General features: G+C 61.9%; 22 protein-coding genes, 4 tRNA genes and 1 riboswitch. Of the genes, 10 read left to right on the top strand and 16 right to left on the bottom strand.

Annotation, left to right across the window (positions count from 1 at the left end):
• Window positions 1-36: 36 nt before the first annotated feature.
• From E5720_RS06210 to E5720_RS06190, 5 genes are all read right to left on the bottom strand, one after another.
• A complete protein-coding gene (locus E5720_RS06210; protein WP_136172481.1) occupies window positions 37-2016 on the bottom strand; it encodes an LCP family protein in 1980 nt (659 codons plus the stop codon).
• Between the two features lie 117 nt (window positions 2017-2133).
• On the bottom strand, window positions 2134-3273 hold the full coding sequence (gene dusB, locus E5720_RS06205; RefSeq protein ID WP_136169921.1) for a tRNA dihydrouridine synthase DusB: 1140 nt from the start codon (window positions 3271-3273) through the stop codon (window positions 2134-2136).
• Window positions 3274-3356: 83 nt separating this feature from the next.
• A complete protein-coding gene (locus E5720_RS06200; RefSeq protein WP_084347099.1) occupies window positions 3357-4313 on the bottom strand; it encodes an acyl-ACP desaturase in 957 nt (318 codons plus the stop codon).
• 283 nt (window positions 4314-4596) lie between these two features.
• A tRNA-Lys gene (locus tag E5720_RS06195) sits at window positions 4597-4669 on the bottom strand.
• A gap of 65 nt (window positions 4670-4734) precedes the next feature.
• The gene (locus E5720_RS06190; protein WP_136169920.1) at window positions 4735-5988 is read right to left on the bottom strand and encodes a lipase family protein; all 1254 of its coding nucleotides are present in this window, start codon (window positions 5986-5988) and stop codon (window positions 4735-4737) included.
• Window positions 5989-6307: 319 nt separating this feature from the next.
• Between E5720_RS06190 and E5720_RS06185 the strand changes: the two genes are divergently transcribed.
• The 7 genes from E5720_RS06185 to E5720_RS06155 all read left to right on the top strand — a co-directional run bounded on the left by E5720_RS06185 (window position 6308) and on the right by E5720_RS06155 (window position 11337).
• Window positions 6308-7324 carry a magnesium transporter CorA family protein gene (locus E5720_RS06185; RefSeq protein ID WP_136169919.1) on the top strand — a complete coding sequence of 339 codons (1017 nt, stop codon included), beginning with the start codon at window positions 6308-6310 and terminating at the stop codon, window positions 7322-7324.
• 314 nt (window positions 7325-7638) lie between these two features.
• Entirely contained in the window at window positions 7639-8307 is a 669-nt protein-coding gene (locus tag E5720_RS06180; RefSeq protein WP_136169918.1) for a ScbR family autoregulator-binding transcription factor, read from the top strand.
• A gap of 127 nt (window positions 8308-8434) precedes the next feature.
• Window positions 8435-8507, top strand: a tRNA-Glu gene (locus E5720_RS06175).
• Between the two features lie 116 nt (window positions 8508-8623).
• Window positions 8624-8697, top strand: a tRNA-Asp gene (locus E5720_RS06170).
• Between the two features lie 80 nt (window positions 8698-8777).
• Window positions 8778-8854, top strand: a tRNA-Phe gene (locus E5720_RS06165).
• 348 nt (window positions 8855-9202) lie between these two features.
• On the top strand, window positions 9203-10654 hold the full coding sequence (locus tag E5720_RS06160) for an MFS transporter (RefSeq protein WP_136169917.1): 1452 nt from the start codon (window positions 9203-9205) through the stop codon (window positions 10652-10654).
• Window positions 10655-10776: 122 nt separating this feature from the next.
• Complete coding sequence (locus E5720_RS06155) at window positions 10777-11337, top strand: DUF6584 family protein (protein WP_136169916.1); 561 nt, start codon at window positions 10777-10779, stop codon at window positions 11335-11337.
• 29 nt (window positions 11338-11366) lie between these two features.
• Here E5720_RS06155 and E5720_RS06150 read toward each other — a convergent pair whose 3' ends face one another.
• Complete coding sequence (locus E5720_RS06150; protein ID WP_247596186.1) at window positions 11367-11654, bottom strand: ANTAR domain-containing protein; 288 nt, start codon at window positions 11652-11654, stop codon at window positions 11367-11369.
• 101 nt (window positions 11655-11755) lie between these two features.
• Window positions 11756-12337 (bottom strand): XRE family transcriptional regulator, encoded by a 582-nt coding sequence (locus tag E5720_RS06145; RefSeq protein WP_136169915.1) that lies wholly within the window; start codon window positions 12335-12337, stop codon window positions 11756-11758.
• Between the two features lie 196 nt (window positions 12338-12533).
• Between E5720_RS06145 and E5720_RS06140 the strand changes: the two genes are divergently transcribed.
• A complete protein-coding gene (locus E5720_RS06140; RefSeq protein ID WP_247596295.1) occupies window positions 12534-13547 on the top strand; it encodes a hypothetical protein in 1014 nt (337 codons plus the stop codon).
• On the opposite strand, the gene E5720_RS06135 is transcribed toward E5720_RS06140, so the two are convergent.
• From E5720_RS06135 to metE, 6 genes are all read right to left on the bottom strand, one after another.
• Entirely contained in the window at window positions 13534-14439 is a 906-nt protein-coding gene (locus tag E5720_RS06135; RefSeq protein ID WP_136169913.1) for a pseudouridine synthase, read from the bottom strand. The two genes, E5720_RS06140 and E5720_RS06135, sit on opposite strands and share 14 nt — an antisense overlap.
• Before the next feature lie 81 nt (window positions 14440-14520).
• Window positions 14521-15516 (bottom strand): NADP-dependent oxidoreductase, encoded by a 996-nt coding sequence (locus E5720_RS06130; RefSeq protein ID WP_136169912.1) that lies wholly within the window; start codon window positions 15514-15516, stop codon window positions 14521-14523.
• 9 nt (window positions 15517-15525) lie between these two features.
• Complete coding sequence (locus E5720_RS06125) at window positions 15526-15948, bottom strand: organic hydroperoxide resistance protein (protein WP_136169911.1); 423 nt, start codon at window positions 15946-15948, stop codon at window positions 15526-15528.
• A 2-nt stretch (window positions 15949-15950) separates the two neighbouring features.
• A complete protein-coding gene (locus E5720_RS06120; RefSeq protein ID WP_136169910.1) occupies window positions 15951-16388 on the bottom strand; it encodes a MarR family transcriptional regulator in 438 nt (145 codons plus the stop codon).
• Between the two features lie 128 nt (window positions 16389-16516).
• Complete coding sequence (locus E5720_RS06115) at window positions 16517-17242, bottom strand: hypothetical protein (protein WP_136169909.1); 726 nt, start codon at window positions 17240-17242, stop codon at window positions 16517-16519.
• A gap of 449 nt (window positions 17243-17691) precedes the next feature.
• The gene (gene metE, locus E5720_RS06110; RefSeq protein WP_136172479.1) at window positions 17692-19947 is read right to left on the bottom strand and encodes a 5-methyltetrahydropteroyltriglutamate--homocysteine S-methyltransferase; all 2256 of its coding nucleotides are present in this window, start codon (window positions 19945-19947) and stop codon (window positions 17692-17694) included.
• Between the two features lie 124 nt (window positions 19948-20071).
• Window positions 20072-20285, bottom strand: a riboswitch (cobalamin riboswitch).
• 233 nt (window positions 20286-20518) lie between these two features.
• On the opposite strand from metE, the gene E5720_RS06105 reads away from it, so the two are divergent.
• A complete protein-coding gene (locus E5720_RS06105; RefSeq protein WP_136169908.1) occupies window positions 20519-21631 on the top strand; it encodes a 3-deoxy-7-phosphoheptulonate synthase in 1113 nt (370 codons plus the stop codon).
• On the opposite strand, the gene E5720_RS06100 is transcribed toward E5720_RS06105, so the two are convergent.
• The gene (locus E5720_RS06100; protein ID WP_136169907.1) at window positions 21597-22220 is read right to left on the bottom strand and encodes an alpha-ketoglutarate-dependent dioxygenase AlkB; all 624 of its coding nucleotides are present in this window, start codon (window positions 22218-22220) and stop codon (window positions 21597-21599) included. The genes E5720_RS06105 and E5720_RS06100 overlap by 35 nt on opposite strands.
• A gap of 84 nt (window positions 22221-22304) precedes the next feature.
• Between E5720_RS06100 and E5720_RS06095 the strand changes: the two genes are divergently transcribed.
• Window positions 22305-22730, top strand: coding sequence for a VOC family protein (locus tag E5720_RS06095; protein ID WP_136169906.1), 426 nt, complete (start codon window positions 22305-22307; stop codon window positions 22728-22730).
• A gap of 7 nt (window positions 22731-22737) precedes the next feature.
• Here E5720_RS06095 and E5720_RS06090 read toward each other — a convergent pair whose 3' ends face one another.
• Together E5720_RS06090 and E5720_RS06085 are read right to left on the bottom strand one after the other, a co-directional pair.
• Window positions 22738-23754 (bottom strand): AraC family transcriptional regulator, encoded by a 1017-nt coding sequence (locus tag E5720_RS06090; RefSeq protein WP_136169905.1) that lies wholly within the window; start codon window positions 23752-23754, stop codon window positions 22738-22740.
• Between the two features lie 8 nt (window positions 23755-23762).
• Entirely contained in the window at window positions 23763-24935 is a 1173-nt protein-coding gene (locus E5720_RS06085) for a pyridoxal phosphate-dependent aminotransferase (protein WP_136169904.1), read from the bottom strand.
• Window positions 24936-24996 lie beyond the last annotated feature (61 nt).

Raw genomic sequence — 24996 nt, 5'->3', positions numbered from 1 at the left:
ACCGTCGAGAGGGTGAACGGAGCGTGAATGGCTTACTCAGGCGCAGGTATCGTCGGCGGCGTTCGTGAACGAGAGATCCTCGGGCAACGGCGCACCCTCGGTCGAACCCTGAACTTGCGTAGCTTCGATCGGCTCACCGAACGCCGTCGGTGCAGCGGTGTACCCGGGGTAGTCCGAGCCGAGTACGACCTCGACGATGCTGTCGAGCCCCTGCGCTTGCTCGATGACTGCACCGGGTATCGCCGACGCCACCGTTGCCGCCTCGGATTCCTGGCCCTGCGAATAGCGGACGACGGTCTGCTTGGCTGTTCCGACGAAGTTGCCGACATCGAGAATCTGGAACCCGTAGGTGGATAGTTCGCTCGACGCGGTGGCCGCCATTCCTACCAGCTCGGAAGCATTGGAGACCTGGATCGACACGGTTGTCGGATCGACTGCCAACATCGGCGCTGTCGGTTGAACCGACGGCTCCGTGCTGGGAGGCGGGTCCTCACGTTCTTCGCCGGGCAACGGCTCGTCGTTGATGATGGCACTGAAGATCGCCACAATGGCGTCGTCGATCGGGATCTCGTTGCCCCAGTCGTTGGTGCCCGAAGTGGGGATCGTCAGGAAGGTGACGGCTCCAGCATCGACGTTCTGCAGGGAACGACCGAGAGTGACGAGGTCCTTGGTCTTCACGTTCTCGACGAAGGTGTCGCTGGTGAAGGCACCGACGAACCCGTTGAGCTTGCCTGGGTCGAGCAGGACCTTGTTCGAGAGCGCAGACCGAAGGAGGGAGGACAGGAACCGCTGTTGACGCTTGATACGCCCGTAGTCGCCATTGCCCTCGCTTTCCACATTGCGCGCCCGGACGTAATTCAGGGCCGTGCGGCCATCGATACGCTGCTCCCCAGCTGTTGCCAGGACAGTGCCGAGTTCGTAGTCGACCAGGGGCTGCGGCGTGCAGACTTCGACGCCACCGACCTCGTCCACCATCGATTCGAAGCCGGCGAAATCCATACCGACGAAGTGGCTGATCTTCAACCCCGAGATCTTCTGGATCGTCTTGACGAGGCACTTGGGCCCGCCGAGCGCATAGGTCGCGTTGAGCTTGTCGCCGTCCGCTGAGGGGTACATCTCGCCGGTGTAGGTGTTGGTGGAATTGTCGAAGCCCTCGCATTCCGGGCGAACGACGTCGAGGTCGCGCGGGAACGAGACCGCGACGACGCGGCTTCGATCAGCAGGAATGTTGACCAACATCACGGTGTCCGAGCGGGCGCCTTCGGCATCGGCCACCGTACCTGCGCCGACCTCGCCGCTGGCACCGGTACGAGTGTCCGTTCCGACGATCAGATAAGTCTCGTCACCATATTGTCCGGCCGCGTCCACGACGTCCGTCGAATCCAGGTCCAGGGCAGCGACCTGTGCAAAACCTTGGTCGGTGCTTCGAAGATATCCCCAGACCATTCCGGTAAGTGCAAGCGCGAGAACGGCGACGACGGCGACGACGGCGCGGCCGATATTGCGTAGTCGCTTTTGTCGTCGCACCTTGCTCATGGCCAAGCGGGTCAGGACCGGCCGCTCATCGGTGGGGGCGCCGACGGCTTCGGGTAGCGCGACGACCGGGGGTGGGCTCACCGGCGGCGGCGTCGAGTCCGTGATCGGGTCGATCTTTTCGGTGGGGTCATCGACCTCGGGCCGGCTGGGCCACGCGCGAACGGACGGAGTCTCGGCGGGTGGATCGTCGTCGGCCATCTTGTCCACGAGGTCGGCGACCGATACCGAGTCGGACTTTCGAGAGGAGCGCTTACCTAGCCGGTTGAATTTGCCGCTGGGGGTTTCGGTGTCCGCGGACTTGGCGGTCGGCTCGGGCACCTTGCGGCCGGAGGCGGGCGGTGAGAAGGCGGGCGGTGAGGATGCGGGTGGCACCGGCGCGCTACTCGGTGACCGAGGCTCGTGTGAGATTCGGGAGATCGGACGCTCCCAGGGAGCTCGTCCTTCGGGCGCAGGTGGGCTCGAGTCTCGATCGTCACCCACGAATGTGAACCTGGCCTTCCGCGTATCTCTCTTGCCGCCGAGTCGGGCGATCCCCGCAATGATACTGAGGAAACCTGTGGGGTCCACCCCGACCGATCCTCGCGGTCGTGACCTCGGTCAGCCGCCGGAATTCATCAAATCTGCTCCGACCGGCACTCGATCGTCCTCGGGGTCATCGAGCCACCCCTCGGGCAGTGACACAACGCCGGGCGAACCTTGCCTGCCACGTGGGCCTTCGGCATCTTTCGGGAATGCCACCGTCGGGTCGAGTTGGCCGAGCAGATCGTCCAGCTCGGTCAAGGTCTTCACCAATGCCATCGCCACGCGCAGATCGGATCCGGCTGGGAAACCGCGCAGATACCACGACACATGCTTGCGCAGTTCACGAAGACCCTTGCTCTCGCCATGGTGTGCCGCCAGAAGTTCGGCATGGCGACGAATAATGACGGCGACCTCGCCGAGAGTCGGGGGCGTGGGCTCCGCGCGCCCCGCGAAGCGTGCACTGAGTTCGGCGAACAGCCACGGACGTCCCAGGCATCCTCGGCCGACGACGACTCCGTCGCAACCGGTTTCGGCCATCATGCGAACCGCGTCCGACGCCGAGAAGATATCGCCGTTGCCGAGAATGGGGACACCGGTGACGTGCTCCTTCAACCGAGCGATCTCACTCCAGTCGGCTGTTCCCGAATAACGTTGCGAGGCCGTACGCGCGTGCAGCGCCACGGCTGCCGCACCTTCGCCTGCCGCGATTCGGCCGGCGTCGAGGTGTGTGTGATGTTCCGCGTCGATACCGACGCGGAACTTGACCGTCACCGGAATCGACGTTCCTTCTGTCGCTTTCACCGCAGCCGCGACGATGCGTCCGAACAGCTTGCGCTTGTAGGGGAGCGCGGCGCCGCCGCCTTTCCGCGTCACCTTCGGGACCGGGCAACCGAAGTTGAGGTCGATGTGGTCGGCGAGGTTGTCATCGACGATCATCTTCGCCGCGGCGTAAGTCGTGTCCGGATCCACGGTGTAGAGCTGCAGTGACCGCGGGGTTTCGGTCGGGCCGAAGGTAGTCATGTGCATCGTGGCGGGCTGGCGCTCGACGAGCGCACGAGCAGTGACCATCTCGCAGACATACAGACCGGACGTACTGCCGGCGCGTGCTATCTCCTGTTCTCGGCACAATGTGCGGAACGCCACATTGGTCACACCTGCCATCGGAGCAAGAACGACGGGACTGTTCAGCTCGAGCGAGCCGATCTGCAATGTCATGGGAGAAGCCTCTTGAATCTGTGGACGGGAGAAATGCCGTGTGCCCGGCACCGATACCGGTACCGGGCACACGAAATGTCAGCTCAGGAAGCGCGAGCCTCTGCTTTGGCGGCTTCGCGTGCGAGGGAACGATCACGCATTTCCTCGAACTTGGTGGCCTGACGCTCGAGGTCTTCGAGGAATACGGCCAGTTCTTCACGCTTGGATTCCCCGACGCCGGTGAAGTCCTCACGTTCGAAGATCTGCCACTTCCGCAGCACCGGCCACACCACGTCCTCGAGGTGCTGACGCAGATCGTAGATCCCGTGCTTGGCCATCAACACACCGTTGCGGCGGAAGTTCGGCATCCCGGCACCGGGCATCTGGAAGTTCATCACGATATGCGAGATCGCTTCCAACGTCTGATCCGGCGCGATGTCGAGGGCAGCAGCGGTGACGTTGCGGTAGAACATCATGTGCAGGTTCTCATCCGCCGCGATGCGCTGAAGCATCCGGTCGGCGATCGGGTCGTCGCACACCTTGCCGGTGTTGCGATGCGATACGCGCGTGGCCAGTTCCTGGAAGGTGACGTACGAGACCGAATGCAACAGTCCGGTCTGCGCGCCTGCCGGTGAAGCGAAACCGTTGGTCATGTGAATCATCCGGGCCTGCTCGAGCGCGACCGGATCGACACCGCGGGTGACCACCAGGTAATCGCGCATGACGATGCCGTGCCGGTTTTCCTCGGCGGTCCACCGTCCCACCCAGGTACCCCAGGCGCCGTCCTGCGAAAAGTTTTCGGCGATCTCGCGGTGGTACGAGGGCAGATTGTCCTCGGTGAGCAGGTTGGTGATCATCGCTGCTCGCGCTACTTCGGAGAGTGTGCTCTGCTCCGGTTCGTAGTCCACCCCACCGAGTGCGGCGAAGTTGCGGCCTTCGTCCCACGGCACGTAATCGTGCGGGTGCCACTCCTTCGCCATCGACATGTGGCGGTTCACGTTGTCTTCCGCAACAGGAACCAGCTCGTGTAGCAGCTCCAGCTGTGTCAGATCCCTCGCCATACATTGCCTCCATACATTGCCGATATCCGGAACTAGCCTACGGCACCGTAACTTCGCTGTGAACGCTCTCGCGTTGCGTGGCGCACAGTAGTCGGCCGGGAACCAAGGCGTTGATGCCCCCCGTAGCAGTTCATTCCCCATTGACAGTTCGTTCCCCGTAGCCGAACTGTTACCAAGTGTACTTCGATGTACTCGGACGCTGTGGGCCGCCGTTGGTGGAGAAGCGGGCGTCCGGGACCGAACACGCGGTGGGCGGCATCCGCCACCGCGTGGACATCTTCGGTGCCCCCAGTAGGACTCGAACCTACGACCTGCGGATTAAAAGTCCGTAGCTCTACCAACTGAGCTATAGGGGCGCGGATCGAAAGTGTAATGGGTGTTCCCAGTCGGCAGGCAGGTACCCCCAAAGAGTGCCGAGCAGCTATTTGCCGAAGCTGCTGCAACCTCTGGGTGCGGGGGTTCCCGCGAGCCGCTCGTCGATCCACGCGTGGGCAGCAGGCAAGCCCGACACGGCGACTGTCATGTGTTCGCCGAGGTATTCCTCCAACCGGACGTCGGATCCGTGGGCGCACCATTCGTCGTACAGGGTCTCGGCGCCTTGCCTGGGGATCCAGAATTCCTGCTGCCCTTGGTAAATGAAGACAGGGGCCGACGGCGCGAGGTCACCGCCCATCCGCGTCTGAGCGATGATCTCCTCCGCGATCGGAGTGCGATCCACGTTCGGTATGTCCGAGAGTGCTTGGACGGGTATCGGTGCCACCAGCCCGCCTGGGGCGAGTAGATAGACGCACATGTCCTTCGCTATCTGCGCGAGCCGAAGTCCGTTCGCGTTCATGAGTTGGAACATTTCCGGATATTCGCGGGCGACGCCGAGTGCGGCGGAGAGAAACAAGGTCGATGCTGCATTGGTTCCGTTCATGGATCCGAGCAGGATGCGGTAGTCGATCGGCGCACCGCCGAACGCGGTACCGACGATGTTCACTTCCGGGGCGTAGGACGGTGCGAGTTGTGCGGCCCAGCCGGATGCGATTGCGCCCCCGGAATAGCCGGTTACAGCGATCGGAGACTCCTTGTCGAGCCCCAACTGCGGTATAGCGACCATTGCTCGCAAGGCATCGAGGACTGCGTGTCCGGCTATCCGTCCGGCGGCATATGCCTGCCGGGGACCTTGGTGGTCGGTGACCACCACCGCATAATTCTTGCCCAGGAAGAGTTGCACTGCAACGATTTCTGGTGCTATACCCCGAGGGAGTGTCCATGACGGCGCGCACGTGTTGCCCAGTGAATCTATTGCCATGTTGTAGGCGACGACAGGTCGACTACCCTTGCCGGTCCACGGGGCGGTGGGCACGATCACGGTGGTCGCTGCCGCGACGGGTCGGTCCTTGGAATCGGTGGATCGAAAGAGGATCTGGGTGGAGGTCACCGGTGTGATCAGTGGGCCGACATTCACCGGACGGGTGCCGAGGATGGCTCCAGGGCTCGAATTCTCGTATCCGGCAGGCGCGTCGAACCATGGGTCCGAGAGTGGAGTGGCCGCGGCAGATGCGGGATCTTGCTTCGGCGTGACGAAGTCCGTCACGGGGTCGGCGCTGACCGACCACGGATACGCAGCGATCAGTGCTGCTGTGAGAAGTATTCCTGCCGAACGATGTAAGAGTTCTTTGACAACCATGCTGTCACCCGAATTCGTCGTCCACGATCAGCTTTGTGTGCTCTGAATCACACTATGTTCGATTTCGGCGACGCGAGTGGGCAGCGCCGGGTCGAGTTCGGATTGTTATCCGATTCTTTTCGAGACCGGAAGTCGGGTGGATAACTCTTCGAAGAAGTCCACCAACGCCGTTGCATGGAGAGTGGTCACCGAAAAGCATTGAACCGAAGGCCTTCAGCGGTGTGTCATGTTGGGACTCGAACCAGATGAAAGCCCGCGCGTGATCACCGGTGCATCATGGAGTCACCATCAGATGTCAGGTAGATAGAGGGAGTCGAATGTGATTCGTAGTACCGAAGATCACGGTGCAATCGACTGCGCCACGCGTGGTCGCATCTACCGGCACGGCGCATTGGAAGTGAGGGACCCGAACGAGGAAGCGCTCCGTAAGTGGAGCGCGGACCCTGACGCTGTTCTGTGGTTCGACCTTTTGGCGCCGACGACTGCGGACCTGTCTCGGGTCGCGGAGATCCTCGGCGGTCGCGAGCTCCATCCGCTGGCACTGGAGGGAGCGTTGTCTCACGGACGGCGGCCACGGTTCGTTCGATTCGGTGACCACTTTCTCGTGCATACGAGGTCACTTCGGCTCGATGCAGAGGATTCGATTCAGGAAACCGAAATCGGAATGTTCGTCACGAGCAATGCCCTCATCACGATTCGTTCGAATGAGGCGTTCGCTCTGAATACCATTCTCGACGGCTGGGACGATGAGTCTGCGATGATCGCCCACGGGGTGGGGTACCTGGTGTGGTCGTTTCTCGACGCTGTCATGGACGGGTACTTCGCTGTCGTGGATTCATTGGACGAGGATGTGCAGTCGATCGAGGATGCTTTGATCGACGAGGGGTTGCCGGTTCGCGATATTCAGTTGCGCAACTTCGTAGTTCGCCGATCGGTAGTGGCTGCTTCCCGGGTGGTTCTGCCCATGGCCGAGGTATGCGCGGGCTTGCTCAGGCCGAACCGACATCCGATCGACAATGAAGTCACCCCCTATTACCAAGACTTGTACGATCATTCGCTTCGGCTGACGGAGAGGGTCGACGGCCTTCGTGATGCGATCGAGATCATTTTGTCGACAGGTCTTGCAATGCAGGGTAATTCGTTGAACGAGGTCATGAAGAAGCTCACGGCGTGGGCGGCGATCATCGCCATACCTACCGGGGTGACGGGATACTTCGGTCAGAACATTCCGTTTCCTGGTTACGACCGCGCTCTCGGCTTCTGGCTGAGTACTGTGCTGCTGATCGGACTGGCTACAGGATTGTGGTGGAGTTTCAAACGCCGTGATTGGCTCTGATGGCCGTTGGCAAGTCGACTGACCGGTCCGGGGCCTTACAGTGGGGTATTATTTGTAAAGTATGTGCTTCGCGGTGAGCGCACCCTGCCCTGCATGAGCTAGTGGCTCGAGTGCGCACCCCCTGCAGCGCACTCGAGCCGGGTGAAGCGTACCACTCGGATTGTTTGTTTCTAGTCGTCGATTTGTCTGTTTTCTGGGTTTCTCAGGCATTTCTGGGGCAATGAACAGCTTTGTCGAGGACCTGGTGACGTACGCTCGATCAGCGGTGTGGACTGCTGGTACGCAGAGCGCTTTTTTCGGAGGCACGAAAAGTAATGGCACAACAAGAGCGCGCACGCAGGACCAGAGCGGCGATCGTCGAGGCTGCGGCGACGGAGTTCGCTCGACGTGGATACGCGGCTGCGTCCGTCAATGCGATCCTCGAGGGCTCCAATGCCACCAAGGGCGCGATGTACTTCCACTTCCAATCGAAGGAAGATCTAGCCCGGGCAGTGCTCGTAGCTGCGTTGGAGAGGTACACCGCTATCACCGAGAAGTGGCAGGGCTCGACGCTGCATCCCTTCGAAGTCATTCGCGGCATTATCGACGACATCGCTCTCGGATTTCAGACCGACGTGATAGTTCGAGCCGAGTTTCGGCTGATCGTAGAACCTGAGTTCTATAGCGAGGTCAAAACCGGCAGCGGCCGAGCATGGGGTCTGGCTGGACACGAATTGGCACGCCAAGCCCAGGAAATGGGCGACTTGAAGCCGGAGTTCGACCCTGACAAATTCACCAGGGTGCTGAGCGCGTCACTTGCGGGTCAGCGATTCATGGCCGATCTCGTTTCGGACAGCACCGAGCTGCGTGCGCTGTTCCAAGAGTCCCTCGAAGTGCTCCTTTATGCGATGGCAACACCTCAGTGGTTGGACACCTGGCAACGTGTCGGATGGCCACCTCTAGCGCTGGTGGCCACAAAAAGCGCCTCTGACCTGCCGGTTTGAGTTTTTCGGAAGAAGTGCCCTAAGCTATCCAAGCTCCCAACGGAATGCCGTTGAGGGTAACGTCAGAGCAGTTCGAGATTGTAGAAGCTCGTACTCCGAGTAGCTGCAAGTTCGAGCAGTTCGGCGGGCCCCCTTCGTCTAGCGGCCTAGGACGCCGCCCTTTCAAGGCGGTAGCGCGGGTTCGAATCCCGTAGGGGGTACGTTCGATCGCCGGAATTGACAATCCGGTGTGCAGTACAGCAGTCTCTTGCAGGCTGGCGCGGTTCGAAGCGGATTGATCACCTGCTAATGTTTGCGCTAGTTGAGTTCGACGCAAGGCCCTGTAGCGCAGTTGGTTAGCGCGCCGCCCTGTCACGGCGGAGGTCGCGGGTTCGAGTCCCGTCAGGGTCGCAAGTTCGGTGTTCACACCGAATTACATGATCAGTACAAATTGCGTAGATCAGTACAAGGCATTGTCACCGGTGCCGCCCGGCCAGGTAGCTCAGTTGGTACGAGCGTCCGCCTGAAAAGCGGAAGGTCGCCGGTTCGATCCCGGCCCTGGCCACCACAGTTTCAGTACCCAGCCTCATTCGGTTCATCCGAGTGGGGCTTTTTCGGGTTCTATTCACTGTTCAGGCCTGTCTCCTCGTCAGGTGGATGCTCGCGATTGTCGAGGGCGAGCGAGATCGGAAATGCGGCGCCGAAACCGTCGGACTTTCACCCAGTGAGAATTCATGCCCATTGTGCTGTCGGCCACTGCTACTTTTTGGCTCCACCGAGCGGGAATGTGCCGCCTCCTGAGCAGTCAAGGACCAAAAATGCTGCACGACAAGTCAACTCGATTCGAGTTCGAGGATCGAAGCCGCCCGTGCGCGATGACCTCTTCTGTTTCACTACTCGCACTCGGGGGGCGTCGATGACGACGATTCCAGGTCCAGTGGCTCCTGAGAAGACGGCGCCGCAGGCCGCCCGCTACACGAGAAAGCGTTCGGCTGCGGTGATCATCCTCGTTCTCAGTTTGATCGAGGTCATCAGCGCGTTCGAAACCTCGATGGTGTTCGCTGCAATCCCGACCATCATCAGAGACTTCAACAGTGACGCCGCGACGGTCGGCTGGGCAGTGACCGCATTCCTCCTGGTTGCCGCTGCCTCCGCCGCGGTGTGTGGACGACTCGGTGATATGTACGGGCGTGAGCGGGTTTTGATCATCGTCCTGGCTATCGCCACGTTCGGCTCGTTGTTCAGCGCCATCGGCGACAGTGTGGGCGCGATCATCGGTGGCCGCGCCATCCAAGGCGTTGCAGGTGCGATTCTCCCGCTGTGCATCGGACTGGCACGTGCGCATCTGCCCAACGTGAAGGTCCCGGTTGCGATCGCGGTCATCTCGGGTACCGCCGTGGCTGCCGGTGCTGGATCGGCCTTCATTGCCGGCATGATGATCGACTACGCGAGCTGGCACATGATCTTCATCGTCGCGGCTGTATATGCGACGTGCATGCTGCTGCTCGTGGTGTTCGTGCTTCCGTGGCTTCCCCCCGTCGGGACCACCCAGAAGCTCGACTGGATCGGCACCATCGCATTCGCGCCCGCCATCGCGGGAATCCTGCTGGGTATCACCAAGGGCAGTTCATGGGGTTGGACCGATGGAAAGACCCTCGGCCTGCTTGTGGGCGGTGTGGTCATTCTCGCGCTGTGGGTTCTGTGGGAGCTTCGAGTGACAGATCCGATCGCGAACGTGCGTCTGCTCACCGATCGCAAGCTCGCGTTGACGATGCTCGCGACGCTGACCCTCGCGGTCGGTCCTTTCGGAATCAGCAACTTGATCGTCCCCATCGTTCTGCAGTCGCCGTCCAGTGGCTCTTTCGGTCTCGGCATGTCACCCAGCGCGGCCGGGGCCCTGACACTTGCGGGCGCGGTGCTGGGCTTCTCCTTCACTCCGTTGAGCGGGCGTCTCTCGCGAACGGTGGGTTCTCGCGTTTCGCTGCTCATCGGTGGCCTCATGTATGCCGTGTCGGCGGTGCTGCTCTACGCGTTCAACGACGCCAAGCTCGGGATGTTCGCAATGGTCGTCACCGTGTCCATCGCGACATCGTTCGCCTACACTGCGCTCCCGAACCTCGTCGTCGAGTCGGTTCCGGTCGAAAACACCAGCGAAGCAACCGGTTTGAATACGGTTGTTCGAACTGCCGGGCAGGGGATCGGCGCATCGATCGCGACGGCAATCTTGGCATCGTCGGCCATCGCGGGGAGTATCGCACCTACGGTCGATGGATTGAACTTGGTCGTTGTGGTGATCCTCATCGGCACGGCGGCTACCATCGCTCTCGCACTGATGCTGCGGCCAGGCACGGTCTACGCCGAGGCCTGAGTATTCGCGAAGCCTCGACAGCGATAAGACCACGACACCCCAGCATGACGAATGCTGGGGTGTCGTGGTCGTCGGGCACGTCTTTAATGTGCCCACCGGCTCGAACTCGCTAGGCTTGGGCTGTGGATGTGATCGAGGAAGCCCAGCGTGATCTTGCGCGTGGGGACAATGCTCACGCTCGAGATCGACTGTATGCGGCTCTTCGTACGAGTCCTGCGTCCCAGCCGATTCTGGAACTACTGGCCTACACCCATCTGCTGATGGGCGAACGTGCAGCAGCGGGTGCCGCCTGGTTCCTGACATCGAAAGCAGACGGCGATCCCACCGCATCAGCTGCGTTCGCAGCGCTGGAAGCGCGCTATCGGTCGCCGATCTCCTTGGCACGAGGTCTACCGATAAACGCACCGTCCGAGTTCTACCCGGCCCCAGCGCAGGCTCGACTCGAACGTTTGACCTCGGCCATCCGCGCGAACGGCCAACAGTGGGTTCCACCTCGCGACACGGTCTATTTCGACGAGGTGGGCGTCGATTCCGACGACTTTCTCGACGACGACCTTCCCGGTCCGAGCGGCACCTACAGCGACCGAAGTCGTCCGATTCGGCAGCGGGTAGTGGCGTCGTTGATCATCTTGGCAATTGCTGCGACGTCGGCTTCGGTGGTTCTGGCCATCGTGTTCGGCTGACCGCTTCTTCACGCCTTCGCAGCAGGTTGCTAGCTTCCGATCAGTTCTTCCTGGGTGGCGAGAGCAGTTCCCCATCGGGCCAGGGCGACCCGACGCGTTTCCGGTTCACCGCCGTCCCTGCCCTCGGCGATGGTGATCACCGTGCGGGACAGTTCGAACAGGCTGACGCGATTGTCGCGGGCGGTGGCGAACAGATCCTCTACTGCCCGCGCGACACTCCCACCGCGAACGCCGACGAGAACACCCGTCGCGATGTCGACATCGGTGCGTGAAGCTGGTCCCCGAGACGTCATTGTGTCGGGACTTCTATCGATCATGAACAGTTCCTTATTGGTTTGGTTCGGTTCTGCTGCCCATTGCGCAGACGCGCCCACTCTCCCACACCCGCTCGACAGGTACATGGACGAGTTCCAAGTCGCTACGACGGCCTGGCTCGAATGTGGATACGTTCGCCCTGGGGACCGAAGAGACTGAGTATTTCCACTGGCCGATCGTCGACCGCACCGAACCAATGGGGCACACGCGTATCGAATTCCGCGGCCTCGCCCGGCTTCATGACGATGTCGTGTTCGCCGAGTATCAATCTCAATCTGCCGTTGAGAACGTAAAGCCATTCGTAACCCTCGTGAACACGAGGATCGGGTTCGGTGCGCGCGGGATCGACGACGAGCTTGTATGCCTGCATCCCACCCGGGCGTCGGGTGAGGGGGTGGATCGTCAGATGCTCGCGTCGGATCGGCGCCGAGCGCACCCGCGGATCCTCCACGGGCGGTGCGCTGACGAGTTCGTCCAAGGGGATCTGGTGTGCCCGGGCGATCGGGAGGAGTAGCTCCAGGCTCGGTTTACGGTCGCCGGATTCGAGTCGGGAGAGCGTGCTGAGTGAGATTCCCGTCGTCTCGGCGAGTGCGGCGAGCGTGGTGCCACGTTCGCCGCGTAGTCGCTTCAGCCGTGGACCCACAGCTGCGATGATGTCGTCGATGTCCGCTTCAGAGCTGGCCATGAACCTATTGCAGTTTCAGCAAACGGATTTGTCAAACGGTGACGCACAGGGTGAGTCGATCGCCGAAGTAGTGATCGGGTGTGCACTCGACCTACATACTGTGGATGTGACCACCGACGTTACGTCGCAGCAAGTACCTCGACGCCGCTCGCGTGTCGTGCGAGATGCATACGGTTCGACCGCGGCCGAGGCTTTCATGATCATCGCCATCGTGACGATTCTGCTCACCCGCCTGTATCTGGAGGTGACCGACTACCCACAGGTCGGTGGTAAGACCCTTCACATCGCACATGCGCTCTACGGCGGCGCGCTGATGATGTTCGCCCTGTTGATCGGGTGGATGTTCATCGGGTTCGCGGTCCGCGCAATTGCCGTCCTGCTCGGCGGAATCGGATTCGGCCTGTTCCTCGACGAGGTCGGCAAATTCGTCACCAAAGACAACGACTACTTCTATGGCCCGTCCTCGGAGATCATGTACGTGCTCGTCGTCGTCGTCCTCGTGGGCAATCGAATCGTGCGCGACATTCGACGTCCGTCGCATCAGGAGACGTTGACCAATGCGGCACTGATAGCCGCGCATGGCATCGCACACGGATTGCCGGACCACCGGCGTGCGTGGGCTCTGCGGATGGTCGACCGGGCAGAGGCGGAGGGCGAGGATGCCGCGACCATCGCCGGGCTCCGACTTCTTCTCGAGAACTGCAGGACCGGATCGGCACGCCTGTACGACGCCCAGCAGTTCGCGCCTCGCTTGATCCCGAAGTTCTTCAAGAGCCCTCGATGGGTGCCCGTTTTTGCGTGGGGCATGACCCTCGTGTCATTCCTGGGTGTGGTCTTCGGGATCGTCGAGTTGGTTCTCGGGAATCTCCATCTCGATACTCGCGACATGAATATCGAGATCGAGGGTATGGGGGTAGCGAGCGGAATCCTGTTCGTGTCCTCCGTGCTGACCTTTTCGCTCGCATTGCCGTCGGCGATTCGGCTTCGTCGAGGAAAATTGTGGCCACTGCACCTGCTTCGCATCGCGGCCTTGATCTTCACGCTGTTGAACGCGTTGGTCGACTTTGCTCAGGAGGGATTCAGTGCGCTGGCCAGCGTCGCGATCGGATTGCTGGCGCTGGCAGTGTTTTCACATCGAATCAACGTTCGGACGGCGGAGATTGCCGAGGAGAATGCCGCACACGGCGATTTTCTCTCTATGCCCCGCTAGGGAGTTCGAGTGTGCGAGTACTGGCGAAAGTTCGAATCGTCTCGGTGAACGGATCTCGGAACTCGATCGATCGAGCCAGCAGCTGCAGCGGATGCGAATAGTCGTCACCGGCGACGTCGTAGAAATCGGGGTAGAAGTTGTCACCCAGAATCGGCACCCCCAACGAGTTCATGTGAAGGCGCAGTTGATGTGTGCGTCCGGTGGTGGGTCGCAGAGTGTAGAGACCGTGACGGAGGTTGTGGTCGGTGAGCTCGACATGCGTTTCGGCATTCGGTTCGCCAGGGACTTCTTCGGCGCGAAGTACGCCGCGTACCTTGATCATTCGACTACGCAGCGTGAGTGGAAGCTCGAGCGCCGGATCGAATCGTGCCACGGCGTGATAGACCTTCGTCACGACCCGCTGCGCGAACAATTCCTGATAGGCACGGCGAACTTCGGGGCGGACGGTGAAGATCAGCACTCCCGCGGTCAGGCGGTCGAGGCGATGGGCGGGGCTCAGGTCGGGTAGACCCAGCTCTCGGCGCAGTAGAACGAGCGCGGACCTGGCGATGTACGCCCCACGGGGCATCGTCGCCAGAAAATGCGGCTTGTCGATGACCAGCAGGTCTCGGTCGTGGTGGAGGATGTCGATCGGGAACGGCACGACGGGTTCGAGCGGTGGATCGCGATAGAGATAGATATCGCTGCGCGGAACGAGCGGTGAGTTCGGGTCGAGGGGCACTCCTGCCGCATTCACCACTTCCCGCGCAGCGACTTTTTCTCGCAGACGTCTCTCATCGTGGGGGAAACGATCGACGAGGTAGTCCACGACGGTGGGAAAGGTCTCGGTATCCGGCATTCGAATCCGGGTGGGACCGAGGCCGTCACGCAGGGGAAGCGGTGCGCGGGCCATGGAGCAACTCTAGCGTCGGATCTGTCGGTGCAACGCGAGCGCAGTAACGAAGACGCGACGACAGAGTTGCCCTCTGGCGTTCTAGATGGAGACGATCATCTTTCCGGTGTTCTCTCCGCGGAGCAGTCCGATGAATGCCTGCGGCGCGTTGTCGATACCCTCGACAACGGTTTCGTCCCACTCGATGACGTTGTCGGCAAGCCATGTCGCCATTTTCCCGCTGAACTCACCAGCGAGATGCTGGTAGGAGCCGGCGATGAAGCCCTTCAACATCAGTTCCTTGCCGATGGCCAGAGCCAAGTTTCGCGGCGCAGGAGTGGCCTCGGTCGAGTTGTACTGAGAGATTGCTCCGCACAGCGCAATTCGTCCGTTCTTGTTCATCGACGCGATGGCAGCTTCGAGGTGGTCGCCGCCGACGTTGTCGAAGTACACATCGATTCCGTCCGGAGCGGCCTCGGCGAGCTGCTTGGTCACCGAACCGTCGTGGTAATCGAACGCGGCATCGAAGCCCAGCTCGAGTAACCGAGCAACCTTGGCCTTGGACCCTGCGCTACCGATTACGCGAGACGCGCCGAGTGCCTTGGCGATCTGGCCGACCAGTGACCCGACGGCGCCCGCCGCACCCGAGACGAACACCACGTCGCCGGGCTTGAACTGTGCCACCGCGGTGAGCCCGGCATAGGCGGTGAGCCCGGTCAGGCCGAGAGCCCCGAGGTACGCCGAAGCGGACCCCTTGTCGAGGTCGACTTTCATGGCCGATCTGCCGTCGAGGATAGCGGTGTCCCGCCATCCCTTCCCGTGCAGCACGGCGTCGCCGACTGCGAAAGCGTCACTGCGGGTTTCGACAACCTCGCCCACGGCGCCGCCGTCGAGCGGTGCATCGATCTGGAACGGCGGAACGTACGACTTGACGTCGTTCATCCGGCCGCGCATGTAAGGGTCGACGGACATGACGATGTTGCGGACGAGTATCTGACCATCCTGAAGTTCGGGAAGGTCGAGCTCGACGGTGCGGAAGTTCTCCGGCGTCGGCTCACCGTGTGGACGTGAAGCGAGATGAATTTCCTTGGCGCGCAAGGGATACTCCTAGTCTTCGGTGACCGTGACGGTCACATCGATGTTACCGCGGGTCGCGTTGGAATACGGGCAGACCAGGTGGGCTTTGTCGGCTAGCGCCTGGGCCTCGTCGTGGGGAAGATTCGGTAGCGTCACCTCGAGCGTCACCTCGAGCTGGAATCCGCCTGCGTCGTTGGGGCCGATGCCGACCTGGGCACCGACAGCCGAGTCCGTCACATCTGCCTTGCTCGCACGGGCGACCATCTGCAGGGCGGAGTGGAAGCAGGCTGCGTAACCTGCAGCGAACAGTTGCTCAGGATTGGTGCCCTGGCCGTTGCCGCCCATGGCCTCGGGGATGGCAAGTTCGAGGTCGAGGCGACCGTCCGAGCTGCGAGCGCGGCCGTTGCGGCCTTCTCCGGTTGCCAGTGCTTCGGCGGTGTAAATGGTAGCCACAGTTATCCCTTTTCTTGGTGAAGTGCTTCGGCCAGTGCGGCCAGAACGTTCTTGAGGTTGGTGAGTTCGTCGACGCTCATGCCCGTCTGTGCGGCGAGTTGCATCGGTATGCCGGCCGCCTCGCTGCGTAGCGCGCTGCCCGCTGCCGTCAGGTGGATCTCGACTCTCCGCTCGTCCGACGTGAGGCGTCGACGTTCGATGAAACCGAGGCCTTCGAGCCGTTTGAGTAGCGGGGACAATGTCCCGGTGTCGAGATCGAGGGCGGTGCAAATGTCACGGACGCCGCGTCCGTCCTTTTCCCACAGCACCAGGAGTACCAGGTACTGCGGGTAGGTGATCCCGAGTTTGTCGAGGATCGGGCGGTAGGCGGCGGTGGTGGCTCGCGATGCCGAGTACAACGCAAAGCACACCTGGCGATCGAGTGCGAGTTCGTTGGTCACGTGCACAAAGGTAGCGCACGTTTAAGTTGTTCGCAACCTACATGGGAGTCGCGCGCACGAACGACGACAATGCCACCGCGGCCAAATATTTCGGCGGCGGTGGCAATTGTCCTCGCTACTGCCCGTAGTTAGCTACCGGTTCCGTTCTGCAAGATTCTGCTGATGATATCGCCGATGAAGTCGCTCGGATTCTCGATGATGCTCGAGCCTGCCGATCCGGTACCGCCCTCGCCGTCCGAGGAACCGAATCCGAGATCCGCCGAACCGGAAGTAATCGCTTCTCCGGGATTCTGATCGCGGATCTCGACGAATACACCGGTCAGCTTCTGCGTGGATGCGAAGGTCGACACGTCGACATCGACCGAAGTTTCGAGGAAAGCACCCTTTTGGGCATCGTTCGGTGCCAGATAGGTGGCCTCGAAGGTCACCGTCTTACTGCCGGTCGGTGAGATGAGCCAACCCGCGTCGGGAACGCTGACTGTGTTGGCGTTCACGTCGACCGAGGGTGTGACCTTTTCCCAGCTTTGGCCACCGATCAAGTGCCAGGCGTTCACTCGCGCACTGTCCTGCACGTATTTGAAACCTGCCGGAGCGCGGTCGGTGATTCTATTGATGTACCGCTCGGGGTGTCCGGTGGAGGAGATCGAGGTACGAAGCGTGACTTTGCCTCCCGCCGCAACCGTGCCGTCGCCGACAACCTCTTTGCTGATCTTCACGTTGCCGCCTACGACGGTATTCGACGTGGGATGTGCGGCGTCTGCCGCGGCAGCGCCGGCGCCGGACAACGCACCGGTAACCGTCAAGGCACCGACTGCGAGGCCCGCAACCGTGCTCTTCCAAGCCGTACGTGACATGAATGCTCCATTCGATCTCGACTCGACCGGAACGACCCGGACGAAACGGCCACTCTGTGTGACCTGACTCATACTTATACTGTGGAGTGCGTGATATCACAAAGCCGCGTCGGCGCGTCGGCTGATCGGTGCCACGGGTCGTGGTCGATCGCAGAGAATTCGATCCGGACTTCGACGGCGGGCGTGGTTGCCGGAGACGATCCGAGCAACCGTTGGACCCCCAAATATGCACCGACCCAGCCAGTGTCGGTTGCTCTTCGAAGTAGGCGGCCTGGCGGGCACCGACGTCGATCTCTCGAAACCCAGCCAGGAATTCGCTCGACCGTATCGTGCTGGTCAGCGAAAGGACCGCGCCCCGCTTCACCGGTCAGGCTTCTTGTGTGAAGCCTGACCGGATCGAAATGGCGACGAGCAGGAGCCGAAAGGGCAAGTCGGACAGGGTTGGAAAGCTAACGAGCCAGAGCAGCGGCCTCTACGAGGTTGCGCAGTGAGGCTTCGACCTCGGCGTTACCTCTGGTCTTCAGCCCACAATCCGGATTGACCCACAGGCGGGCGGCCGGAACGGCCTTCAATGCCGCCTGCAAGGAGGCGGTAATCTCCTCCACGCTCGGAACCCGCGGTGAATGGATGTCGTACACCCCTGGACCTACACCGAGATCGAATCCGACGTCATTGAGATCGTCGAGGACTTCCATGTGGGAGCGGGCGGCCTCGATCGACGTCACATCGGCGTCGAGTGCGACGATCGCATCGATCACCTCGCCGAACTCCGAGTAGCACAGGTGCGTATGGATCTGCGTGGAATCCGCTACCCCTGACGTCGACAGCTTGAATGCACGCACAGCCCATTCCAGGTAGGCCTTCTTGTCCTCTGTGCGCAAGGGGAGCAGTTCGCGTAGGGCAGGTTCGTCTACCTGGACGATCGCGATTCCTGCCGTTTGCAGGTCGACGGTCTCGTCGCGGATGGCCAGTGCGACCTGATCTGCGGTGTCGGCCAGCGGTTGATCGTCGCGAACGAACGACCACGCGAGGATCGTCACAGGTCCGGTCAGCATGCCCTTGACCGGCTTGTCCGTCAGTGATTGAGCAAAGGCGATCCAGTCGACGGTCATTGCGCCGGCCCGGCTCACATCACCGAACAGGATGGGCGGACGCACGCAACGAGAACCGTAGGACTGAACCCAGCCATTGGCCGTGGCCGCGAAGCCATGCAGTTGCTCCGCGAAGTACTGCACCATGTCGTTGCGCTCCGGCTCGCCGTGCACGAGAACATCGAGGCCCAACTTCTCCTGCAGTGCAATGACATCGGCGATCTCTGCTTGCATGCGACGCACGTACTCGGCGTCGTCGATCTCGCCCTTGCGCAATTCGGCCCTGGCGAGACGGATCTGGGTTGTCTGCGGGTACGAACCGATCGTCGTCGTCGGGAGCGACGGGAGATCGAGCCGAGCCGCTTGGGCCACCCGACGCTCGGCAGCGGGACTGCGATCGACTGCCACACCACCCTCGAGTCGGGCGCGAACTGCACTGTCGTGCACTCGGGGGTCGGTGCGACGGGATTCCGCAGCGACCCGTGCAGAGGTGAGTGCGGTTGCAACGCAATCGGTTCCCTCGCGAAGTGCACGTGCGAGCACGGTCACCTCCTCGACTTTTTCTGCGCCGAACGCCAGCCACGAGCGCAGTGGATCCACGATCTGCGTCTCGGAGTCGAGCGTGTACGGGACATGAAGTAGCGAGCAGGAACTCGATACGGCGAGCGCGCCAGCACTGCCCAACAGGCTCGCCAGCGTGGCCAGGGCCTGGTCCAGATCGGTCCGCCAGACATTGCGGCCGTCGACGATGCCTGCCACGAGAAGCTTGCTCGCCAGAGCGGGCACCGCTGCGACCTGCTCGACGGTTCCCGGGGTGGTGAGATCGACCGACAAACCCTCGATACCGGTCGAGGCGAGTACGGGCAACGCGTCACCGAGGTACCCGAAGTACGACGCCACCAGTATTGCCGGCCGTCTCTCGACGGCGCTGAGGTAGTCGTAGGCGCGTCCGGCGGCGGCGAGTTCGGCTTCGGTTCGATCCGCGACGAGAGCCGGTTCGTCGATCTGGACCCATTCGGCACCCGCGTCGGACAGCTGTGTCAACAGATCGGCGTACAGCGGGAGGATTTCGTCGAGACGGTCCAGCAGCGGAGCATCACCGCCGACCGATTTCGAGAGCAGCAGGAACGTAACCGGGCCGACGATCACCGGACGGGCCGGAATACCCAGTGCGCGAGCCTCGTTCAGCTCGCCGAGAATCTTTTCCGGGTGGAGTGCGAACGTTGTGCTCGCTGCAATCTCGGGTACGAGGTAGTGATAGTTGGTGTCGAACCACTTGGTCATTTCCAAGGGCTGCACGGTGTCGTTGCCACGCGCGGCGACGAAATACCGATCGAGATCGTCCTCGATGGCGCTTACCCGTTCGGGCAGCGCGCCGAGTAGGACTGCGGTGTCGAGCACCTGGTCGTAATAGGAGAAGGTGTTGATCGGCACGGAGTCGAGCCCTGCGGCCTTCAGTGAAAGCCAGTCGTTCTCGCGTAGCTGCTTGGCGACGGCACCGAGTGCGGCGGCATCGCTCTTTCCGGCCCAGTAGGACTCGACAGCCTTCTTCAGTTCGCGCTTCGGGCCGATTCGGGGGGAACCGAGAACTGTCGCAGTGAATTCGAATGTCACTTCGTGTGTCTCCAGATACATGGCGTGATGGGTGGAACACCACCGTGCGCGCGAGTACGCCTGAGCCCAAGACGAGAGTTCAGGTCTACTCGCCCACTCCACGGGGCGGTGAACCGCTACGCACGGCGTGCGCAGCACAGAAGGCAGGTATTCGGACTCGCAGGCGCGCGATCTCGACAAACCCTCGAGAAAAGCTCCTAGTGGCCGTCGCTTCCCAGAGAGGCTTCTCCAGTGCTTGATAGACGGCGGTCGTTCCTGCATACCGCTGCGGGACAATCCCGGATTCTCACCGGGTTCCCTCTTGCGTCGCCGTTGCGGACTTCGGGGCTCCTCTTGGCCGCGGGCGAACCGACTGCAAGCACGAGCATAGGCGCTCGGTCGCCTCTGGAGAAAGGGCTGCTACTCTCGACCCCATGAAGCGCACGTATTTTTGGTTTAGCAGGCCGGCCCCGGGTGGGTCAGCCAGCGACACCATGCGCTGACACCCCACCCCACGAGCCGGAATCGGACCGGCTCGAAGTGCGCGTGGATTCACCGTGAACGAGTCGGTCTGGGAACAGGACCTTCCTCCATGACAACCGACATCGACACCATCGACCCAGCTCTGCACGATTCTGCTCTGGACGAGCGACGGACGATCAGTATCAGTCCGCTTCTGTCTCCTCGGACCGTTCGGCGTGAGCATGCGGCGGACGACGCAGTGGCCGCCGTAGTACGGCGCGGCCGCGACGGCGTCGTCGACATCCTCGACGGACGTGATGACAGGCTGATCGTCGTCGTCGGACCGTGCTCGGTGCACGACACCACCGCGGCGATGGACTACGCCCGGAGATTGGCCGCGAAGGCGACCGAACTCGATGATCGCCTGCACATCGTCATGCGCGTGTATTTCGAGAAGCCGCGGACCACTCTCGGCTGGAAAGGCCTGATCAACGACCCGCATCTCGACGGCAGCTTCGACATCAACGAAGGCCTCCGTGTGGGCCGCCAGTTGCTAGTCGACATCTCGAGTCTCGGTCTTCCGGTCGGATGCGAATTCCTCGACCCCATCACCCCTCAGTACATTGCGGACCTGGTCAGCTACGGTGCCATCGGCGCACGAACCGCAGCCAGTCAGGTGCACCGGCAGCTGTGCAGCGCCTTGTCGATGCCCGTCGGAATCAAGAATTCGACCGAGGGTGATGTTCAGGTTGCCGTCGACGGAACCCGGGCGGCGGCGTCGAGTCACGTCTTCCCCGGAACGGACCTCGACGGTCATTCCGCGTTGATCAGAACCGTCGGTAATCCCGACTGCCATGTGATTCTGCGCGGCGGCACCGACGGTCCGAACTACGATGCGGGCACTGTCGCCGACACCATCGCGCGGCTCCGGAAGTCGAATCTTCCCGAGCGCGTGGTGATCGACGCGAGCCACGGCAACAGCCGAAAGGACCACAACAGGCAGGTCGATGTCGTGACGGACGTGTCGGCACGGCTCGCAGCAGGGGAGCAGGGGATTGTCGGTCTCATGTTGGAGAGCTTCATCGAAGCCGGCCGGCAGGATCTGACCCTCGGTCATGCGAACGAATTGACCTACGGTCAGTCGATCACCGACGCATGCCTGGACTGGGACACCACTGCGGCACAGCTCGACGCACTCGCAGCCGCAGTCACCGAACGCCGCGCGGGCGGAACTGCACGCTGACGCGAGGGCCGGTGGCACGATTGCTTTTGGGCACGGCGTGCTCCCATGTTCGTTGGCACGAACCGCCCATGACGATCAGATCGCCGTGGCCGAGCGTGAACTTCAACGATGCGCCGCCGCCACGCGGCCGCAGCATCAGTTGTCGGGTGGCACCGAGTGACACGATGGCAACCATCGTGTCCTCGGTGGCGCTGCGGCCGAGGTTGTCTCCGTGCCAGGCGACGCTATCGGATCCATCCCGGTAGTAGCACAGTCCGGCGGTGGCGAAGGGCTCGCCCAACTCGGCCCGATAGTGCGCATCGAGTGCCGACTTGGCCTCGAGCAACCGTGCCTCGGGCCAGCTTTCGTACTCGGAGTAGAAGCGCGCCAAACGCGGCACCTCGACCACGCGGTCGTACATCTGGCGTCGCTCGGCACGCCAGTCGACGTCGGTGACGAGTCGATCGAACAAGTCCGTGGTGCTCGCCCATCCGGGGCGGACATCGACCCATGCGCCATTTGTGAGCGTGCGCCGGGTAACCGAGGACCCGAGTGGACCGAAGTCCTCGTCGCCGTCGGTGAACAGCGACCCCTGCAGATCCACGCTCATGACCGAAATCATAGCGTCACTCGAACGTATGTTCCAATAATCGATCGCAAAAATATTGTCGCAACAGTGTCCTATCGTGTGCGCATGGGATACGAAATTCAAGTCACGATAGACAGCGGCAACCCTCATGAGCAGGCCGCATGGTGGGCTGCGACCCTCGGGTGGCAGGTGGAGGAACAGGACGAGAAGTTCATCAGGGAAATGGTGGACGCCGGTCACTCGAGCGAGGACGACACACTCCTCTTTCACGGTCGGCTCGTCTGGAAGATCGGCGCCGCAATCGTCGATCCCGACCGACCCTCGGCGCCGCGCGTGCTCTTTCAGTGGGTACCGGAGTCGAAAACGGTGAAGAACCGGCTGCATTTCGACATGAGGGTCGGAGAAGACCGCGAGGCTGTGGCGCGAAGCCTCGTCGAGGCCGGGGCATCGATTGCCTTTCGCAGTCAGCTCGGCCCGAGCACGTGGATCACGATGACCGACCCGGAGGGCAACGAGTTCTGCCTCTCCTAGCGGTGCTTCACCGATACGCGCCCGGCGTCTGTCCGGTCCACCGCTTGAACGCCCGTCGGAAGGCCGACGGCTCCGAGAATCCGAGCTGATGAGAAAGATCGTCGACGGAATCTCCGCGACTCAACCCCGAGATGGCGGCGTCGCGTAGTACTTCCTCGCGAATTTGGTTCACCGACGTGCCCTCCTGCCGCAACAGTCGGCGAAGGTGCGCGGTGCTGACCGTCAGCTTGGCGGCAATCTCGTCGGTACATGGACTGCGGCCCTGAAGCCCCAGTTCGAGTGCTCGCCGCACTTGGGATGATGCGGTGCTGTCGTAGTCGCGTGCAGTGAACAACAAGTTCGGTGACTCGCGCAAATAGTCGGTCAGGCTCGCCTCGGTTTGCACGATCGGCGCTCGCATCGCGGCATTGTCGAACTCGAGGACTGCTACCGATGCGCCGAATGCCACTCGGGTGCCGAACATTCGGTCGTACAGCTTGGCGGTTTCTGCGTCTGGCATGTCGTAGGGCAGTTCGACCGAGTGCAGCTTCACCCGACCACCGATAAGCCACGCGGCGAAGCGATGTACCAGCAACATTCGAAAGTCGGTCAGTAATTGGCCGGCCCGCTCCCTGGCCTGCTCCGGCAGATGAGTGTTGTCCACCGGCGGCATCGTCAATCGCGTTGTGCTCTCACCGCGAGTGATCGTCATGGGCGGAAGTCCCGAGAGTACTCGCGTGGTTTCCGTCATCCGGTTCAACGCCGACGCGAGGTCGGGACTGTGTATGAGGGTCTGGCAGATGACGCGAAAACTGCCGCGTCGCATGGGCGTCGAGGCTAATCCGAACAGCTCGTCACCGGTGATCTGCCATGCGGACTGAGTGAACAGTGTGACCTGTTCGGCGGTGAGTCGTGCTCGCGGATCCTTCAACGTTTCCGGCCCGATTCCCGCGATCGACAGTGGATACGACAGATCGACGCCGCTGCTCGCCGCGAGAGCAGTGGCATTGACGACGAAAGCGACGGGGATGGTTCTGGCGGTCATGGTGGTTGTCAGAGTCTCAGCAGTCTGTCCGACGCTTCGGCCAGCACGTCGTCTTTTTTGCAGAAGGCGAAGCGCACCAAAGTCTTCCACGGCTCGGCATGATCGACGAACGCAGTGACGGGGACGGCCGCCACGCCGATTCTGGCGGGCAGTGTGCGACAGAATTTCAGGGCGTCGGTCTCACCGAGCGGTGCCACGTCGGCACAGACGAAATATGTTCCGCTACTGGACTTCACCTCCAGACCAGCTTTGGTCAGCGCGGTGGAGAGTACGTTCCGTTTTGCGTGCAGTGAATCTCGGAGTTGGTCCACCCAGGCGCCTTCATGGGTGAGCGCGTGCGCTACTGCAGGCTGGAACGGGGTTCCTCCGACGAACGTCAAAAACTGCTTGGCCGAGCGCACGGCATCGATGAGTTCGGCTGGGCCCAGTGCCCAGCCGGTCTTCCAACCGGTTGCGTTGAAGGTCTTTGCGGCACTGGAGACGGTGACGGTTCGCTCGAACATGCCGGGTAACGATGCAATGGGTACATGCTCGGAATCCTCGAAGACCAGGCGTTCGTAGACCTCGTCGGTCAGGACGAGCAAGTCGTGCTCGCAAGCGATCTCGGCGATACGGACGAGCTCGTCACGAGTCGACACCATCCCCGTCGGATTGTGCGGGGAATTGACCACGAGAAGTCTGGTGTTCACCCCGATCGCACGTTCGAGCGCATCGAGGTCCACGGCGAAACCGGTTCCATCGGCGACGAGAGGGACCGAGGACCGACGGGCGCCGGCCAACGCGATCGCGGCAGCATACGAGTCGTAGAAGGGCTCGATCAGCAAGACCTCTTCACCGGGCTCGACGAGCCCGAGGATCGACGCGGCAATACCTTCGGTGGCACCGACGGTGACGAGAACCTCGCAGGACGGGTCGTAGTCGATGCCGTAGCGGCGAGAGCGATCGGCGGCGATAGCCTCGCGAAGGACCGGCATACCCGACCCTGGCGCATATTGATTCAGGCCGCCGGCTATAGCGTCCTGCGCGGCCGCGAGCATTGACGCCGGCCCGTCGGTGTCGGGAAATCCTTGACCCAGATTGACCGCGTCGCTCGCCACGGCGAGTGCTGTCATCTCCGCGAAGATCGTCGACGCGAAGGGGCGTAGACGCTCGACAGTTCGACTTCGGTGCTCCGCGGGCATTCATGCAGCGTAGCTGGTGTCGCATTCGGTACGCGCGCCTCGTCCAGGAGGTAAGAACCCC

The sequence above is a fragment of the Rhodococcus sp. PAMC28707 genome, assembly GCF_004795915.1.
Taxonomy (GTDB): Bacteria; Actinomycetota; Actinomycetes; order Mycobacteriales; family Mycobacteriaceae; genus Rhodococcoides.
The sequence above is the reverse complement of the archived record's forward strand: the minus strand, read 5'-3'. Positions and strand labels throughout refer to the sequence as shown.